Raw genomic sequence first — 18,169 nt, 5'->3', positions numbered from 1 at the left:
GACGATGACGGGCAGGCGCTGTTACATCAGGTGATTGATTTTTATCATCAGAACTTACTGGCGTCACCGGAAGCCAAAGCCTGGCTGGCACGACGCGGGCTGCATCATCCTGAACTGGTCAGTCACTTTAAGCTGGGGTATGCGGGCCATCACGGGATCGGCGGTTCGGCAGGGCTGCTGCCGTCAAAATCGAGCCATGAGGGGCAACAGTTGCGCGACAAGCTGTCGGGTCTGGGCGTGTTGCGGACTACCACCCGGCAGGACCACTTCCGGGGCTGTGTTGTTGTGCCCGTTATCGGCTGGGCCGAATCGGCCAGTGGCATCGGAATTCATCACGGTATCAGCGGTTCGGCGGGGTTGTTGCCGTCCAAAGACAGTCAGGAAGGTCAGCAGTTGCGCGGCAAGCTGTCGGGGCTGGGCGTGTTGCGTACGACCACCCGGCAGGACCACTTCCGGGGCTGTGTTGTTGTGCCCGTTATCGGCTGGGCCGAATCGGCCAGTGGCATCGGAATTCATCACGGTATCAGCGGTTCGGCGGGGTTGTTGCCGTCCAAAGACAGTCAGGAAGGTCAGCAGTTGCGCGGCAAGCTGTCGGGGCTGGGCGTGTTGCGTACGACCACCCGGCAGGACCACTTCCGGGGCTGTGTTGTTGTGCCCGTTATCGGCTGGGCCGAATCGGCCAGTGTGGCCAGCCGCGGGCGGGTGCTGCAACTGTATGGCCGCCGAACCCAGCCGGATTACAAGGTGCTGAAAGACAGCCCGAAGCATCTGTACCTGTCGTCACCGCTGGCCGGGGTCTGGAATGAGGCAGCGATGAAAGCCGCTGCGGAAATTATCCTGTGCGAAGCGCTGATCGATGCCATGACCTTCTGGTGTGCCGGGTTCCGTAACGTGATCGCCGCGTTCGGGGTGAACGGGTTTAACCGTGAGCACCTCGAAGCCTTGCAGTATCACGGCGTGAAACGAGTGCTGATTGCCTTTGACCGGGACGAGGCCGGAGACCGTGGCGCGGCTAATGTGGCGGCTGATTTACTGGAATCCGGCATTGAGGCGTGGCGGGTGCAGTTCCCGCCGGGCATGGATGCCAATGATTATGCCGTCAAAAGCGGCAACGCCGAACATGCGCTGGGGCTGGCCTTGCAACAGGCAGTCTGGCTGGGACAGGGAACCGCGCCGGGCGCGGTGTTCCAGCATGAACGGCCAGCGACTTCGGGAGCGACGGAACCGCCACAAAGCGCCAGTGAGCCTCAACCGGCTTCCTTAGCTGCCCGCCCTGAGTCGCCAGTGACGCCGGTGCCCTGTGAGCGCACGGCCTGCGGTGAACTGCTGATGAAAAGCGGCCCCCGGGTCTGGCGGATACGGGGGATGAAAAAATCGCCGGTGCCCGATGTGATGAAAGTCAATGTGCAGGTGCGGGATGAAACGTCCGGCCTGTTCCATGTGGATACACTGGACATGTATCACGCGCGGCATCGTCAGAACTACATCAGCACGGCGGCGCAAGAGCTGGAATGCGAGCTGTCGGTCATCAAACGCGAAGCCGGGCGGGTCTTGCTGATGCTGGAGCAGCAACAGGACGCGCAACAGCAAGCCGACGCCGAAGCCGCAGGGACAACGGCGGTCACGGTCAGCGCGGAAGACGAAGCCGCCGCGCTGGCGTTGCTGACATCACCGAACTTAACAGAACAAATTATCAACGACATGGCCGCCTGTGGCGTGGTCGGCGAATCCACCAATCTGCTGACCGGGTATCTGGCGGCAGTCTCGCGCAAACTGGATAAACCGCTGGCCGTGCTGATACAAAGCAGTTCCGCTGCCGGGAAATCGTCATTGATGGAGGCGGTGCTGAACCTGATGCCGGAAGAGGAGCGTATCCAGTACTCGGCGATGACCGGGCAGAGCCTCTACTATCTGGGAGAAACCAGCCTGCAACACAAAATACTGGCGATAGCCGAAGAAGAAGGCGTACGGCAGGCGGCCTATGCCCTGAAACTGTTGCAGTCCGACGGCGAGCTGAAAATCGCCAGCACCGGCAAGAACGAACAGAGCGGCGAACTGGTGACGCGGGAATACAAGGTACAAGGCCCGGTGATGCTGATGTTAACGACGACGGCCATTGATGTGGATGAAGAGCTGCTGAACCGCTGTCTGGTGCTGACGGTCAACGAATCGCGCGAACAGACGCAGGCCATCCACGCCATGCAACGGCACAGCCAGACGCTGGAAGGCTTGCTGGCTGACTCGGAGAAAGGCTACCTGACGCAGTTACACCAGAACGCCCAGCGCTTGTTAAGGCCGCTGAAAGTGGTGAATCCTTACGCCCATCAACTGACGTTCCTGTCAGACAAAACCCGGATGCGGCGCGACCATATGAAATACCTCACCCTGATACAGGCCATTGCGTTGCTGCACCAGTATCAACGTGAAGTGAAGAAAACCACCCACCGCGGGCAAGTCATCGAATATATCGAAGTCACCCAAGACGACATTGCCCTGGCTAACCAGCTGGCGCATGACGTGCTGGGGCGCACGCTGGATGAAATGCCGCCGCAGACGCGTAAGCTGTTACTGCTGATACAGGCGATGGTGAACGAACAGGCGCAAATCCAGCACTGCCAGCCGAACGAAGTGCGCTTTACCCGGCGGGATATCCGCGCCTTTACCCACTGGAGCGACAGCCAGCTCAAAAACCACTGTCAACGGCTGACGGAAATGGAATACCTGCTGTCGCATGGCGGCAGCCGGGGGCACCTGCTGCATTATGAACTGCTGTGGGACGGGGAAGACAACGGCGCGGCGCACCTGTGCGGCCTGCTGGATGTCGGAGAACCGGACTCAGAAACGGCAGGCAGTGAACGCAAGTCTGACCCGGAAGGTGGCAAGTCTTCCCCAAGTCTGGGGCAAGTCTGGTCTAAGTCTGGGGAAGGAAAACCCGCGTCAGCCCAGACAGCACAAGAGAAAACAGGGGCACCAGTCCGGGCAGATGAAAACGCAATAATTAAAGGCAAAAATAAAATGGCCCCGCCGCCCGCTGCCTCAGCCGCCCATCCCCAATCCGAAACGGAGATAAATCATGGCAATCGGTCGCTCTCCTCACGGGCAGTAGATAACTCATCTGCGCTCAGTAACACAGCCAGGTGACCTTCACCACTGTTTATCCCAAAATCCTTTAAAGGCACTGTCCATGTACTCATTGCACCGGTAGCCGTCTTGCCATCCCGAATATATCCCCCCAATCCGGTAGAGATATCCATCGATATCAAGCGCAGGGCTTTATAAGGTAATGGACTCCCTTCTTGTGTCACTACCATCGCCTGCAATAATGCCGGATCCTGGGTATTGCGCACTACAGCAGTCTGATAGCGCTGTCCTGAACTGTTGGTGTCTTTGAATCCGGATGGCAACAGCCCCGTTTTTCTCAACATATCCGGGGTGATCATCACCGGTTGGGTTGTCGTTGCTGAATTCCGTAACCTATCATAATAACGACCAATATAAGCTCTCGACGCTGCACTGAAACGACTGCTTTGCGCCGCCATGACCTGCCAGGATTTCTCTGTCAGATAATCGTTGTAAATGCGGGTTCCCAATGCCGCCAGTACCAGCAATATCATGAGTCCAGCAGCTGTGCCCAGCATCATGTACCCCCTGTCCGGCACACTGCCGTCGCAACCTTTTCTTTCTGTCACTATTAGATTACCCATATTGGCTGATATAATCGTTCCAACAACATGACCACACTCCCTAAACTGAGCCAAGGTCCCAGCGGTCCACCTTTCATACCTTGATGAGGTAATTGTGCCAAATACCACAGCACGAAACCGGACAGACCAATCAAGCAACCTATCAGTGCCGGTAACCCTGTCAGCCAGGCACACAACGCTCCCATCAGCCAGACATCCCCCATTCCCAGCGCTTCACATTGAGAGTGCCGGTTCATCAACTTGCGTAACACACTCATCCCGGCAAGCATAAGCACCGTAGCCAAAAGAGTTATTGACACTGACGGCAACGAAATACTGACCAAGACACCGGACACCAGGCAAGCCAGTGTAAACTGACGAGGAAGCCAGCCACTCAAAACGTCTATAACCGATAATTGCAACAAAAAACTCAACAGCAACAGTGCGGCTATCCGCTCCATCAGCGGCGCTGGTGATAACAACATCAACGTGCCCGACACCACGTACAAACAGATAGCCATTCGTGGTACCGGATGCACTGAACACATCAACAGACCGTATTCCTGCAAAAATTGACTCACCGGACGAAGCAGCACGCATCCGATGACAAATAACGTCATCATAACCAGAGGGGTATATTCTGTAGGAAAGCTAACCGCAATCAGTGTCTTCATTTAACCATTAATCGTAAAGATCAGTTTGTTGGTCCCGGTACGACCGTTGTTCCTTGTGCATTCTGTACTGGCACTTTCCAGTGTCACCTTGCCATCAGCGTGATGAGTATTATTAATCGTGATCTCTGACGCACTTCCTCCCCGGCTCATCCCAGTCGCCAATGAAACACAGGCAGACTGAGGGACTCTCTCGTAAGTTACCGTGAATCCATTATTAAATCCCCCCGTGCTGCTCGGGCCGACCTTAACCTGACCACCCCAGGTATTCCACAACGTAGCATTACCAGCAGTCGTATCACCGCGAACCGTCATACTCTTCGGTACGCCACCCAACTGAATCAGGACGCCGGTCATCTTGTCTGCGTGACTAAATGCATATCCACCACTGCCTTTCATTAACCCCTGAGTACTGGAGATGATAGTTTGCAGATTCGTTGTTTCCACAACCGCATCCTTGCGGTCATACAACATATAAATGCCCCCCAAAACCACGGTAATCACGGCAATCACAACCAGAGCGACCGCACCATTCTCCAAAATAGCCCACCCCCGTTCAGGGGGACGAACCATCCTGTCTTGTTTCTGTATCATCATGTACTGCATTGATTTATTCCTTATATAAAGGGATTACTGCATGATGTTAGCCATGTTCTGTATTTCCATGACGGCTAGCAAAATCAACATAAATGCCCCGACAACCAGCAACAGTGAACACAACATGACCAAATTGGCCCGCCTGTTCACCCGTACGATGGTTTGGTCCAGCCACCGCTCACCATAGCGTCCAATCATGTCAGGAGTGCCATCACCTTCCGTCAGCAGCGACAAAAAATTCACCGCTTCCTTTGACGGAAAGTCATAGCCACAGTGATGCAGTGCCCGGCCAAAGTGATCCCCTTCACGGACACAATCAGCAATAGACTCCAGACGAATCTGTAACCAGGGAGATGCAAAGCGTTGCAGGATAATTAACGCATCCAGCGTCTGAACATGGGCACGCAAAAGGGAAGCCATGTTCAGTAAAAAAACGGCACCCTGAATATCACTGTAGACCGACCAGGGGATAAGATGATCCGCGATGCGACGCAGACGGTTGACCCACCGCGGTAGCGAATACACCACGCCCACAATAAAAGAGAGCAGTAAGACACCACACAACAGGAACGCCCCATTAAAAAATGTCGCCATCCCGTTTAGCCATGCCAGCACACCCTGCCAGTTTTGCGGATCTACAATGTTTCTCAGGGTCGGTACCAGTTCTGTGGCGGTGATAACCAGCAATCCGGTCATCAGTAACACCAACAGCAAGGGATAAATCATCATTCTGAGCGACACCATCAAAATACGCTGGCGGCAACCTATCAGTGTAATGGCTTGACTCAGCGCTTCAGGCAAATGACCGCTACGCATACCCGCACTAATTAACGCCGCCTCTTCTACCGGTCCCCAAACCGCCAGCACATGTTCCAAGGTATTCGTTTGACTGTTATCAGTGAGCGCCGAGATGCAATCGTCAATGAGTTCAGCAAACGGATGCCAGTGGGTATCGAAATGGGTATACACATCACGTATCTGCCGCAACGCCTTCAATAACGGTATCTGGTTCTCCAGTAGAAAACGCAACGCCTCATAGAAAATGATGCGATAACTGGGTAAGAAAGTGTGGCGAACTAACACATAGAGCAGACGGCAGATCCATGACATTTCACGCATCACACTGCTCCATCAGCAAATAATCATCTTCATCCAGCGGACAAACTAAGTCGGCCTCCAATGGATCAATCAGCCCGGCATTCAGCTTATGCAGTAGATGCTGGCAACGAGTTATTCCACTTAAATTCGATACCCAGTGTTGTCTCGCGGCCTCTTTGCCCTCGGTCATCAACAAGGTAAAAAATCGGGCATCTGGCCTAATGACTTCTGCCACCACGCTACGACCGGTCACTCCCCGGCTAACAACCCGTCCACTCAAGGTAATCGTCTGGCAACAATGTTCACATCCTTCAGGATGGCGAAAATACAAATTCTCCACGCAACAGATACCGGGAGCATGGCAATAACGCATCAGATAAGCCCGTTGTTCCTCATCCAGTACCGCCTGTTTCTGTGCCCAAGGTACCCGACAGTACGGACATAATGTCTGTACCAAACGCTGACTAATCAACGCAATCAAAAGCTGTGCATCGGCAATCAGCCCCGCATTCACCCCCATCGTTATCATGCGTTCAGGAATACCGACTGCGCTATTGGTATGCAGCGTCGTCATGACACTGTGTCCCGTTTGCGCAGCATAAATTGCCGTTAGCATGGAAGTCAGGTCTCGCATTTCCCCTGGCATAACGGCATCAGGATCAAGGCGCAGCGCAGAGGTGAGCGCCCGGTGCCAGGCAAGCCTGACCGCCTCTTCATCACTTTTGTCACACACGATGGGCGTTTGAATCGCACCGGCAATCCTCCCCTCCGGAGGGTCTTCAACGGTCAATAACCGCTTTTTACCGCCAGTCCGGTCAAGATACTGGCGACAAAAAGTGCGTAATGTCGTGGACTTCCCAGAACCGGTTGGCCCCGATAACACCATCAGGCCCTCGGGCAGTCGCAAAATACGGGAAACCAATTTGATTTGTTGCGGCAAAAAACCTAATTGTGTCAGTGTAGGCACTTTGTCACCATCATCAGCAATCACACGCATCACAACATACAAACCATCTGCGGTTGGCGTATGGCTGTACCGGGCGCCATACAAATGTACCCGACGCAAAAAATCCGCTTTAATCCTCCCGTCCTGCTGACGGCCAGGAAAAAATTGCGTTTCAGTGACATCACACATCGACAGGATGATCGTGGATGCCAGTGCCATTCCCTCCTCTTCCGACAATTCATTGACGACTTCCAGCTCACCGTGAATACGCATTTCAATTCGGGTTAACCCTGGACTGATAGTCAGGTGAATATCTGACGCATTCAGCTTTTTTGCCAGTTCAAAACAGGTCAGTACCTGCTTCTGGCGTTCACTCACATCAGTTAAGTCCGACAGACACACGCCTTGTTCATTCGTCCGCTGATGTTGTTTCTGGCGGTTCGCCTGCAATTCTGACAAATTGACAAAGCGAATTTCTGCCTCTGGCGTGGCTTCAAGTAATTGCATGACCCGAGTCTGGACCTGTGGGTCGCCCCGACGATGGTTGTCAATTAATACCGTAGCCTGCTGTTCTTCACATAGCAGCAACACAGCATCATTAACCTGGATGTTTTCTTTCATTCCCTGTCTTCTCTCAGAACGTGAGTACCGAACCATCACTTAGCGTGACCGCAGAAAGCGTGATCCCCTTAACTTTGAATTGAGTGCCAGGCACTGCGTCACCGACAGCTAACTCCATCACACCGCGGCCCGGCAGGCTTACTCTTGCCCGCAATGCATGTCCCCGACCATAAATCTCCTGAACCACCGGACGGGTCACAGGTTGTCCCGCTGTCATCACAGGCGATACGGTCACCGGCAGATCGATATTATTATTGCCCGTCAACCCCAAAGGCTGGCTTTCTGTCAGTTGGCGTTGTAATTTAGCCCGCTGCAATTCTGCTTCCAGCAGCAGATTTTTCGCGTGTAAATGCTCTAACTGTCCCACAGTCACACCCGCAGATGCCTCTGCAATCCCTATTACCGAAAGAGCGCTATCCTCTGTTGCCCATACGGGTGAACTGATAAAAATTAGCCCACTTAACACACTGATACACAAGGCAGTATTATTTCTGGGCATAAATGTATCCCTCAGTCTGATAGGTTAACTGTCCCTGTGAGGTCAGGGTAAACGTGAGGCTGTTCAGTCGCAGTCCTGTATCATCCAGTTCAGCAAATAGCCATGCTGGCATCACCCGACTACTGAAGCTGAAGAGGTATTCTCGCCAATCCTGGGAAGGTATAGATTGCCCGTCTCCCGGTAATGCCGATGCAGGAGTGAGTTCATTTAACGTCAGGGGTATCTGCCATTGCTGGAAATTCGACACCATCTTCATCAACTGTACTGAAACAGCAGGCACCGCTTCATTGCGAACCGGCAAAGGTTTCCACGGCAGGAATACCCGGCCTTCTTTTGCGCCCTGAACCAGGTCAAAAACCGGTGACTGATTAAATACACTCTGTACACGTTGAACAAAATGCGCTGCTGTACCGCCAGGCATAATCTCGTAGTGAAGGCGGACGCCATCTTTTCGGCATGAAACTGCCGTCAAGCGCCAACCCGCCAATAACACCGGGATCGTCCGACTGGTCATGACACAACGTGCCAAAAACGCAGGTAACAACGGCTTATCAGCCCACGGATGCGGTAAGTCAACAGGTTTTGGCGTTTCTTCAAACAATCGTGACGCCCTGACTTGAACGGTTTCAGTCATCGGTAATCTCTCATCGGGAGATTTTCCTGACTGCAACAACACTCCTACGACTATTAACAACATGATAAATACGGCCATCAACAATAATGGTGTCCGCCACCGCCGTTGCAGGCGACACATCCGATACTGATGAGCCGACAAAGCAGAAATTATTGAGCGCCAGTGGGCCGGATTATCAGGGTCAGATACCACCCGCCAGCTTTTATCTGGAGCCGGGTTAAACGTTAAAAAACGGGACAGTGCTGCATTGACACTCTCGCGGGTTCCGACAATATCGGCCATCACGGACGGCAAACCATTCTGTGTTGCCAAAAATAACCATTGCCCTTCGCCCAAATCATAGATCCCGTACCCGTTTGGGCCAGAATGCGATAAAAAAGCGATGGCTAAAGAATACGGTGTGTGACGGCAATACAATTTCCTGATTATTCCCGTCCCCATCATACGAGCAGTCTGCTGACGTCTCCCCGAACGATTGCCCACAACCAGATGTACATCGGTGTATTGAGATCGACTGGCTACCGGACGAACACGTTGCCTTCTGCGGGGTCCCCGTTTTACTTTCACGTACGGTGACCAACGCAGGCCACCGATCCAACAATGGCGATCGGCCTTTACAACCGTGACTTCGGGTATCTCACCGGGTATTTCTAAATCGATGCTGTTCATTGATTCATGCAGCCTTTCATTCCTCAATCCAGTAATACGGGGGTGATTAAAATAACCAACGTGCTGCGCTGATTCTCTCCGGACTGTCCTCCCCCAAGCAGGAAATTTCCCGGTGTAAAGGTTCCCGCCTTAGTCACCCGAGTATCAGCCTGTTCAAATCCGGTGAGCACCAGCGCCTGCCCGGCACGTAAATTCACTTTCTGGCTCAGTGAACGCAGCCGGGTATACGGCATCTCGATATAAGAATTGCCTTCTTTAGATGTGAATGAACGGATAGTCGGCGGATCAGACAGGTTAAAAGCCACTTGTAACTGAACATCCCCATTGCGCTGTATCAACGGCAACAAAGTCATATTAAACCCGGTAGTGATCATCCCGGGCGTCAGAGCCGTGGTGGCTCCCACATCCGTAGCCGTTGTTGTACTGCTTTGAGCCACATACACCGTCTGATCAGCCATCTGTATCGGAATGGGGGTCAAATTAGTGGTCGCACTTCCTTGAGAGGTCACCACACTGACATTACCTTGCTCGCTCAACGCCTTTATCAGCAGGCTGGAACCGGAGAGTTTTGCCGCCTTCCCTGTGGCACTTTCCAGAATACTGACGCCCGCAGACGTTGCCCCACTGCCCATACCGCTAAAACTGCCAGATAACGTAGCCCCCAAATTATGCAATGAGTTATAAACTAATCCCCAGTCCAACCCCATTTGCTCTTTACGGGTAGTGCTGACACTCAGCACCTGAACATTCAACAAAACCTGACGGTTAAGAACAGTATTTTGCTCTTCCACATAACGGGATACCGAATCCAGTACCGCCGGCGTGTCTGTTACCATCAGCGTTCCACTGGAGCTTGACAACCAGAACCGACCCCGTTCGGGCGTCAACATATTCTCGACTGTCTTACGGATGTCTTCGTATAAATCACTGTTCAGATCAACCGTCGTTTTCTGTGAAGAGCTGGCCTCCCCAGAGACAGAATTGTTGACATTACCACTGCCCCCGGATGTCCCCATACTACTGGTTGACCCTGATGCAACACTGGCATTACTACTGGTACGGGTGTTGAGAACATTCAACTGAAATGTCCGGGTTTCGAACCGATAAAACACGACGGCCCTATTATCCATCTTCCATGCAATCCCTAACCGGCTGGCAATATTGTCTAAAAGCCCCGTCAGCTCCCCTTGCCAATTGAGACCCGTGAGGACTTCTGGCTCTCGACGCTCATCAGCGTTAATTGAGTGTATATCTCGATCACCCAGCCAATCCAATGGCATACGTCCCTTATCATCAGGTGGTGGTAATACCCCATTCATCTGGCGCGTCAACCCACTCGCAGTGGTTGATGCTCGTGATAAAACATCGGGTGTTACCGTGACCCGAATACCACAAAGTTGGGTAATGCGTTGTCCCAGTTCCGGTAATGTCAGCCCAACTTTACTGTTAATCGTTATCTGACAGGAAGGTAACTTTACCGATGCGACAGGCTGAACTACCGGTTTCAGATTCACCCAGGGTTTATCTACCCAGGTTACCACCGGTTGTTTCAAGCTATGCTGTTGATGCAAATGCTGTTGTGCTACCCGACTTTGCACACTGGCTTCACGCGCCATATTATCCATTGCCGGCAAGGTACAACCAGACATCAGCGCCATGCCTGTTACCGCCGCCAGTGGAGCAAGGCAAGTACAAAGCCTGAGTGAACACCGTTTATTTTTCATCACATCCTGTCCGTTTTTTCAGTTGAAATACACCACATCATCATCGCTAATCCCGTCAGGAAGAGTGAATCCTATCTCTTGGCCAGATAAGCCATACAACCGTCCCTGCCGGACTTCACCAATCAACATGGACCCCTTAGTGCGTTCGCGCAGAGCGGTGACAAGACCGGGTATTTCCGGCATCCACACCCAAAGCCGGCCTTGACTGATAACATGCCGGATACGGGCATCAGGCTGAAAAGGCAGAATGAGCTTACGGAGATCCACCGTGCCATTTTTAGATGTATGGCCACCACGCCAGTGATTAATGGCACTGGCTAACAGCAACATTTGATCTGCCAGTATTCGAGCCCTTGCGTTGTCACGATCGATATGCAATTGTTCTGCCTGTCGCAGCTGTATACCCCCTGCAATCAGCAGAAAAACCAACGCAAACGCACTGATGACGTACCCCATCACGGCTTACCGGGTCACGGGTTTATCACTGACTGAAATCAGGCACTGAAGACGACTGACTTCGGCAAACAACGGCTTCTCGGCCTGTCGGTAAAGATCAAACACTTGTACCAACAAGAACTCAAAATTGCCTTTAAACGTCAGCGGTGCATCAATGCGGTAATCCGTCGGTGACGACCACACCACTACCCAATGTCCTCCTACCGGGCAATCCGTTGTATTAGCCCACCGCTCCAACGTTCCACGCAAAGTAGTTCCTGTTTCCGCACGCCAGATGTTGCCTATCGGTACCGTTGCCACTGGTGTACTGCCGCTGAGTAAGGATTTAACGGGCTGAGTAGGTGATACTGAGGAAATGGTTGTGGGTTTTCCTCCTGCCACAGGAGATTGAAGGGTATCTGTTTTTGGTCTTTCAGCTATCAGGGGCTTCGCTGGTAACGGAGCGACTAATGTGCTGTTGGGCAATGTAGGTGCCGATAACGCCGGTGAAGAAGATCTCTGCAACGGTACCTGCATTTTTGGCGGTGTCATCCGGCCAACCGTTATCTCGGAAAATTGACGATATTCATCACGTAAAACAAAACACACTTCACGATTCACCTCATCTACCCGGATACGCCATGCTGGCCCGACAACAATCTGCAACGCTTCACTGAGCCGTATCGGCCCAATTTTGCGTTGAATAGCCGGTAATGGCCTGTCTATCAATTTAACGAAATGGGCTGCGGCGGTATCACACAGCGAATAACCGGTTCCAAATAGCAAATAACGCAATCCATCACCAATGCGGTGTACCAACGGGACTGGCATGGTGATATTGATGATTTGATTGAGGGGTTCACGTTGCGCAGCCTGGCTGCCTACACTCACCAAGGTATAGCGATCATGGCGTGTAACTTCTGGCGTTAAAGAATATATGTCGGATACGGCGGGACGTGCCTGATGAGAACGGTGAAAACTTACACCGGACGCAGTAGTCTCCTGAGTTTGTCCGGCACACCCAGCCAATACCATGACGGACAACCAACTGAGTGAGAAAAAAACAGGGTTTTTCATGCGCATTCCCGTGCAGGTGATCTTAAATGCGGCTTACTGTGCGGGGATCCGGGACTGAGCTCAACGTAGAACTCTTTTTGCAAAATCAAAAAAAACGCACCAATCGAAGTCAGTGCGTCAGATGAGTCAATTTGTCAGAGTGAAAAGTTAATGCCAGAACGGATCTGCCCGCCAGTTATGAGCAAACCCAGAGCTACGCAGGTAAGGTTGAATCGCCGGGTATCGCTGTATCAGATCATCAATCGTGTCAAAAAAGTCCAAGCCGGTAATACCGAGCGTTTTGATCATCTGATTCATATCTTTTGGTGCAGACAGGTTGACGTTCCAAAGGCGGCTATGATGGGCACACTTGTTGCGAACATCATGCAACACGGTGACCCAGTTAGACAAAGTTGAAAATTTTCGCGCACCAAATTCAGCCGCTAATTTTTGCAGCATGCTACTGGCCGGATTGAGGAACAGATGCAGGTAAATTTTGAAGTGGTGATAGCTTATCTGACTAAGAATTCGTTCTGCATCGGCGGTATTCTGAAGCTAAAGATGCTTAACCTGTAAATCGGCAACAAGCTCCCCGGTGAGCGATACGGCTTTGGATAGAGGGTATAAGGCATGATTAGCCGTCATTCCTGAAGAAGAAAAAGAGGCAAAAAAAGCCCGCTAACATCCCCTAGGGAACATTGCGAGCGTTGGTAAAGTTGATACTACGCCTGGCGTAGATTTTGTCAACGCATTTTGATACTTTTGTCAGATTCGCATAGGGTTATTCTCGGTATCTGTAAGTAACCGGGCTTTTGAAGTATCCTAGAAATTAAACCACAACACAGTGCGGTGGAGACAAAAACAGCCAATCCCTCGATATTGAATTGGCAAAAGCCATTGCCACGCCATGAAGAAGTAACCAATGAAAAACCAAAAAGTAAAGTTCAGCCGCTACGATACCGCTGATTACCTCCAAACAGAGGAAGATATTACGGCGTACCTGGAGGCCGTGATGGAAGATGGTGATCCTTCCCTTATTGTGGCTGCTTTAGGTGACATAGCACGAGCCCGTAACATCAGCCAACTAGCGAGAAATGTTGGAATGACCTGAGAAAGGCCCTTTCTGGCGAGAGAAACCTACATTTTACTACAATCACAAAGGTTGCTAACGCCTTGGGACTAACGTTTTACTATGCAACCCATTAGAACACCGACAACGCACACTCAATAGGATAAAACTTTATTTTCCTCCAACAATTGGACCAATTCTTGATGGAAGTAGATAAATGAAAACGACAGGACATAAAATGTATTAGTCGCGACTAATACACATTAAGTTATATTTGACAGGATATAATTTCATGTTCCTCAAACCAATTTTGACTCATAATATTCGTTTTTACTTTATTAGGCTCGTTTGTGTAAGCAACTATCGCTAAACTTTTTTCCGCTCGACTACAAGTCACATAAAACAGTCGTCTAGTGCGATCAATACTAGTTTCTTTGCCTTCCTTCTGGTTACGTATGTCTGTTGCGGTTGGGGGTTTAGCTCCAAACAATTTATCATAACTGAACAAAAAGCCACGAGCTTCTTCGTCATCTAGAATGACTATTACCCTTGGAAATTCGAGCCCTTTAATGCCTTGATGAGTACCGAACCTAGATTCATCAGATATGTACGCAACGTATTCCTTAAACTCACTAAAGCGAGACATCAACGCGGTATCCCAAGCGTCAACAACGGGATCTCGATCATTATCATCTTCTGCTTTTTCATAGTTCCTATCCTGCCTCTCAGCAATCAATGTGAGAACATCAGGGACATTGAACAAACGAGTGCGCTGAACTTCTTTAAGGATGTTGATTAGAGAGGGATCTGCGTCATCACGCCATAGAACATAAAGAGCATCGACAGCATCCTTAGCTTTTGCTAACTCCGCCTTAGGCTCAGCACTTTGTTCAATACATTCTTTAGAAATAAGTGGCGAATACTTATTAACGATTCTAGAAACAGCGAAGTGGTTACCTACGTCCAAACTCTTGATAAGTGGAAGTACTCTCTCTGAAAAAAAAGTAATGCCAGCATGGGTTCCATCAAGCAAACCGGTTCTAAGCTTATCGACTTCATAGAGAGAATTGAAAAAGCTTGCAAAGCCCCCTCGTTGTGCCGCCATGTGATGTTCTAAGGTTAGTGTTTTATTGTGTTTTTTCTCTGCTATCCACAAGTCATCAGCTGTAATCTCTGCCATTTTTTGACAAACAAAGCGCTCATAAGCCTCTTTGTCTATCCCATCAGATGTATCCGCAATAAATAGTCTAACGAAGCCTTCCTCTAGCTTAGCGGATTGCTGTAAGTTTTGATCGACCTCGGCTCGAATTTTATTGATGAGTTTCACAACTCGACGAGGACATCTATGGTTATATTCCTTTTTTGGAGTAAGCCAACCATCCGGCAATGGAGCTAGACCTAGGTCTTCTTTTCCATCGTTATAAATCCGCTGCATGATGTCGCCGAACAGACCTAACGAGAACTTGTCCTGATGTAAGCTCTGAACTACAAACAAAGCATCAATTAGCTCTTTTTTCGTGTCCTGACTTTCATCTACAAGCAAAACCGGGAATTTGCGTGTAAGAATTTGCTGCAACAATGGACGGCTGGTCAGCAATTCAGCGGTTATGCCGATCACTTCGGCATGGTTAAGTGAATCCTTGCCCAAATTTTCACCATTAGGATTGTAAGTAAACTTCCTAATGTTGCTTAGTGACTCCAGCCGCTTTAGTTTGGCCGCAATCTGCTTTGGTCTATCTTCGGCCGCTTTTGTGCCTGCTCTACCTTTACGCTGTGCTTCCTCAAGTTCGACAATGTCTGATTGAAGTCTGACTCTAAGCGACTCTCTAATATCATGCTGATGCGGCTTGATTAGCTCCCAAGCAAAACTATGAATGGTCGAGACGCTAAAGGCAAAATCGAACTCCAAGCGGCGTTTAATTTCATCACAAGCGGCGTTGGTATAAGTAATGATTGCTACTTGTTGTGCTTTTACTCGCAAGCGATGGATATTATGTTCACGAAATCGCTTAAGTACTTCGACTAAAGAGCGAGTTTTGCCCGAACCAGCCCCGGCAAACAAAAAGAAGCTTTTTGGATTATCTAGATCTAGACAGCCATAGATCTCATCGTCAACTGTCTTAGTATCAATCACCTCTGTCATTCCTTTGCCTCCGACTTTGCCGCAAGCGGAGAGCTATTGATCAACTCTTTTTCCAGCCAATTGAGCCCCTCAGCAATATAGTGCGGAGCTTTAAAAGTGCTTAGTTCAACCGAATACAATAGATCCAGTGCCATTTCAGCTTTCTTGGCGTTCTTATCTAGTGCACAAAACATGGAGTGACAGGCTGTATCAAGCATTGATTGATTAACGGCTTCAACCATTTTTTTGATAAGACCGGTTTTATCAGTCATCTTTCTAAATACTGACAAGTTAGCTAAAACCAGTGCATCCTCAAAGGTATAAGGGATCGCTGATTCCGGCTCTGGTTGATCCGGTACGTCTTTCTCATCTTTAAACTGAATTGATACAGTGCAAGGGTAAACAACTCTGACCTTTCCGTTGCTCGCTGTCTTCTGTTCAAACTCAGCCCTCAATACCTCGTCTAATAATGTTTTTCCTGGTGCCCAAGTTTTTAATGTATCGTTCCCCGTTTTGAGGCCCTGACCCATTACCGGACGAGCTTTACTTGTTGACTCAGCCTGAATTGAATCGAGGTCGGTAATTACCAGCGTAGGTATTCCTAAGGCTTCGATAAGTGGACGTAATCTGTGCGCATGACTACCACCAATTTCCAGAATAGAAATATAACTTCTATCTAAATCTGGATAATGGTTTCGAATAAAGTGAGGTACCAACATCCGCTCAGCGGGACCTTCAACCAAAATAGCAACATCAGCAAAAAACAGATCGCAATGTGTCGTTTTTAAATAACGCGTTGCAAATTGTGCTGTTGCGATTCTCTCTTGCTCTTGTGTTTCTTGGGCTATTTCACCTTTAGTCTTTTTTCTATCTGCTCCAAAAGTGGTAGACATATTAACGATACATGCATTTGGCACTTCAAGTTCATTAACCAATGGTTTCCTACGGAAATAACGCAGTCCGGTAAAATCTGTTTCGTGTGCTATATGGCTAGAATGCGTACTAACGATCATCTGAGTAGCAAACTGCTGTTTTTCTTCCAGATCAGGATGATTACGCAGCACACTGAAAGCTTTCTTGATAAAGACTTGTTGCACCTGCGCATGTAAATGAGCTTCTGGCTCTTCAATTAGCATTAAGTGCAGAGGCTCTATAGGCCTATTATTGCTTTTTTCTCTTTTGCTAACCTTGCCAACACGCATCCATTCATCACGAAAGCGAATCAGATTAAAAATCATCGAAATCAGATTTTGATAACCTAATCCGTTGTATTTTTCGGGCAGGCAAAAAGCATCACCTGAAGGGTCTTCACTGCGAATGACTTTAAACTGTACTGCCGAGTCATGATTCAGTCCTTCTAATGGATTCACTTTGCTTGACAGTAAAATTTGTGGGTCGCTAAACCCAGGATAATTAAGCCCTTCCAACTCACCAATAGCGGCACTGAAACTGGTCTTCAATTTTTGATCAAATACTGTTCGGGCACTTTCCATTGCTTCAAGTGCATCCAGATCGCTCACATCAGGAAGCTCGCTAGGGTCGAGGTGCTTATCAAAGTAATTCCTTAACTGAGCAGACAAGCGCCGATCAGTATTTGCCGCGCCTTCACCGGCATTTGAGTCTGAAAAACCACGCTGCGCGTTAATGATGTCAATCTTAAATAGGCCATCAAACGGGTCACCATCAATTGCCTCCATGAATTCTGTAAAAGCCTGAGGTTGTTCGTTGTCGGCTAAAGCTGGATCTAGCACATAAGCGCTAATTGCAAAAAATTCCTGAAGCTTTCTATCCAGAAAATCACGCATTGAAGTTGGCCATAATACCAGTGGTGATCCAGTTGTTTCATCTGCTTCTATCTTGTGAGCAGATATAGTTTCCCTAGCTGCAGAGTAAGCGTTGATATAAGCTTTGTATAGTAATTCAAGGTTTTTCGGTTCTAAAATTAACCTGACACCCAGCAAGCCGCCATCCCAATCCAAGGTGGGCAAAATGTGGCTGACGTAGTGTATTTGTAACTCATCCACCTCTAACCACACATCAATCGAAGGGAATTGTGTACGCCATGTATCCAAAGTCAGATCCGGGACTGGGGCTTGTTTTTCACTTTCACTAATCCAGCCAGTGCCGACCGAATTGATGGTTGCCCAATTGGATAAAGTAATATCGGTGGTTGAAAGCTCTTTGCGCTTTGCCTTTTTCAAAAACATGATCAGCGCGTCCATAGCAGACGTTTTACCACTGTTATTAGCGCCGACGAAAACCGTACTTTTCCCAGCAAGCTCTACACGACAGGATTGTAGTTTTCGAAAATTTTGTATGTCAATACGGGCTATTTTCAACTCTAA

Annotated in this window: 15 protein-coding genes; 2 read left to right on the top strand and 13 right to left on the bottom strand. The window is 49.7% G+C overall.

Annotation, left to right across the window (positions count from 1 at the left end; genetic code table 11):
* Positions 1 to 18: 18 nt before the first annotated feature.
* The gene (locus tag BO26_RS03155) at positions 19 to 3,141 is read left to right on the top strand and encodes a toprim domain-containing protein (protein ID WP_420864673.1); all 3,123 of its coding nucleotides are present in this window, start codon (positions 19 to 21) and stop codon (positions 3,139 to 3,141) included.
* Here the strand turns inward: BO26_RS03155 and pilV are convergent.
* The 11 genes from pilV to BO26_RS23025 all read right to left on the bottom strand — a co-directional run bounded on the left by pilV (position 3,072) and on the right by BO26_RS23025 (position 13,092).
* Positions 3,072 to 3,704 carry a shufflon system plasmid conjugative transfer pilus tip adhesin PilV gene (gene pilV, locus BO26_RS03150; protein ID WP_477707000.1) on the bottom strand — a complete coding sequence of 211 codons (633 nt, stop codon included), beginning with the start codon at positions 3,702 to 3,704 and terminating at the stop codon, positions 3,072 to 3,074. The genes BO26_RS03155 and pilV overlap by 70 nt on opposite strands.
* Entirely contained in the window at positions 3,692 to 4,357 is a 666-nt protein-coding gene (locus BO26_RS03145; protein ID WP_051690854.1) for a prepilin peptidase, read from the bottom strand. The genes pilV and BO26_RS03145 overlap by 13 nt, the downstream gene beginning before the upstream one ends.
* Positions 4,358 to 4,960 carry a type 4 pilus major pilin gene (locus tag BO26_RS03140; RefSeq protein ID WP_081861827.1) on the bottom strand — a complete coding sequence of 201 codons (603 nt, stop codon included), beginning with the start codon at positions 4,958 to 4,960 and terminating at the stop codon, positions 4,358 to 4,360.
* 24 nt (positions 4,961 to 4,984) lie between these two features.
* Complete coding sequence (locus BO26_RS03135; protein WP_036768661.1) at positions 4,985 to 6,070, bottom strand: type II secretion system F family protein; 1,086 nt, start codon at positions 6,068 to 6,070, stop codon at positions 4,985 to 4,987.
* Complete coding sequence (locus BO26_RS03130; protein WP_036768660.1) at positions 6,063 to 7,616, bottom strand: GspE/PulE family protein; 1,554 nt, start codon at positions 7,614 to 7,616, stop codon at positions 6,063 to 6,065. The genes BO26_RS03135 and BO26_RS03130 overlap by 8 nt, the downstream gene beginning before the upstream one ends.
* Positions 7,617 to 7,629: 13 nt before the next feature.
* On the bottom strand, positions 7,630 to 8,115 hold the full coding sequence (gene pilP, locus BO26_RS03125; RefSeq protein WP_051690853.1) for a type IV pilus biogenesis protein PilP: 486 nt from the start codon (positions 8,113 to 8,115) through the stop codon (positions 7,630 to 7,632).
* Positions 8,102 to 9,418: a type IV pilus inner membrane component PilO gene (pilO2, locus tag BO26_RS03120; RefSeq protein WP_051690852.1), complete on the bottom strand. Its 1,317-nt coding sequence runs from the start codon at positions 9,416 to 9,418 to the stop codon at positions 8,102 to 8,104. Before pilO2 ends, pilP begins: the two co-directional genes overlap by 14 nt.
* A gap of 23 nt (positions 9,419 to 9,441) precedes the next feature.
* Positions 9,442 to 11,076 carry a PilN family type IVB pilus formation outer membrane protein gene (pilN, locus tag BO26_RS03115; RefSeq protein ID WP_051690857.1) on the bottom strand — a complete coding sequence of 545 codons (1,635 nt, stop codon included), beginning with the start codon at positions 11,074 to 11,076 and terminating at the stop codon, positions 9,442 to 9,444.
* Positions 11,077 to 11,160: 84 nt separating this feature from the next.
* On the bottom strand, positions 11,161 to 11,598 hold the full coding sequence (gene pilM / locus BO26_RS03110) for a type IV pilus biogenesis protein PilM (RefSeq protein WP_036768659.1): 438 nt from the start codon (positions 11,596 to 11,598) through the stop codon (positions 11,161 to 11,163).
* Positions 11,599 to 11,604: 6 nt separating this feature from the next.
* A complete protein-coding gene (gene pilL2 / locus BO26_RS03105; RefSeq protein WP_036768657.1) occupies positions 11,605 to 12,654 on the bottom strand; it encodes a PFGI-1 class ICE element type IV pilus protein PilL2 in 1,050 nt (349 codons plus the stop codon).
* Positions 12,655 to 12,801: 147 nt separating this feature from the next.
* Positions 12,802 to 13,092 (bottom strand): Abi family protein, encoded by a 291-nt coding sequence (locus tag BO26_RS23025; protein ID WP_036768656.1) that lies wholly within the window; start codon positions 13,090 to 13,092, stop codon positions 12,802 to 12,804.
* Positions 13,093 to 13,555: 463 nt separating this feature from the next.
* On the opposite strand from BO26_RS23025, the gene BO26_RS03095 reads away from it, so the two are divergent.
* On the top strand, positions 13,556 to 13,744 hold the full coding sequence (locus BO26_RS03095; RefSeq protein WP_201771238.1) for an addiction module antidote protein: 189 nt from the start codon (positions 13,556 to 13,558) through the stop codon (positions 13,742 to 13,744).
* Positions 13,745 to 13,970: 226 nt separating this feature from the next.
* Here the strand turns inward: BO26_RS03095 and BO26_RS03090 are convergent, their stop codons facing one another.
* Complete coding sequence (locus BO26_RS03090; RefSeq protein WP_036768655.1) at positions 13,971 to 15,845, bottom strand: UvrD-helicase domain-containing protein; 1,875 nt, start codon at positions 15,843 to 15,845, stop codon at positions 13,971 to 13,973.
* Positions 15,842 to 18,163 (bottom strand): AAA family ATPase, encoded by a 2,322-nt coding sequence (locus BO26_RS03085; RefSeq protein WP_036768654.1) that lies wholly within the window; start codon positions 18,161 to 18,163, stop codon positions 15,842 to 15,844. Before BO26_RS03085 ends, BO26_RS03090 begins: the two co-directional genes overlap by 4 nt.
* Between the last annotated feature and the right edge of the window lie 6 nt (positions 18,164 to 18,169).

It is taken from the genome of Photorhabdus australis DSM 17609, assembly GCF_000711895.1.
GTDB classification, from domain to species: domain Bacteria; phylum Pseudomonadota; class Gammaproteobacteria; order Enterobacterales; family Enterobacteriaceae; genus Photorhabdus; species Photorhabdus australis.
Note: the sequence above shows the minus strand (reverse complement) of the source record. Positions and strands in the feature narration are given on the sequence as shown.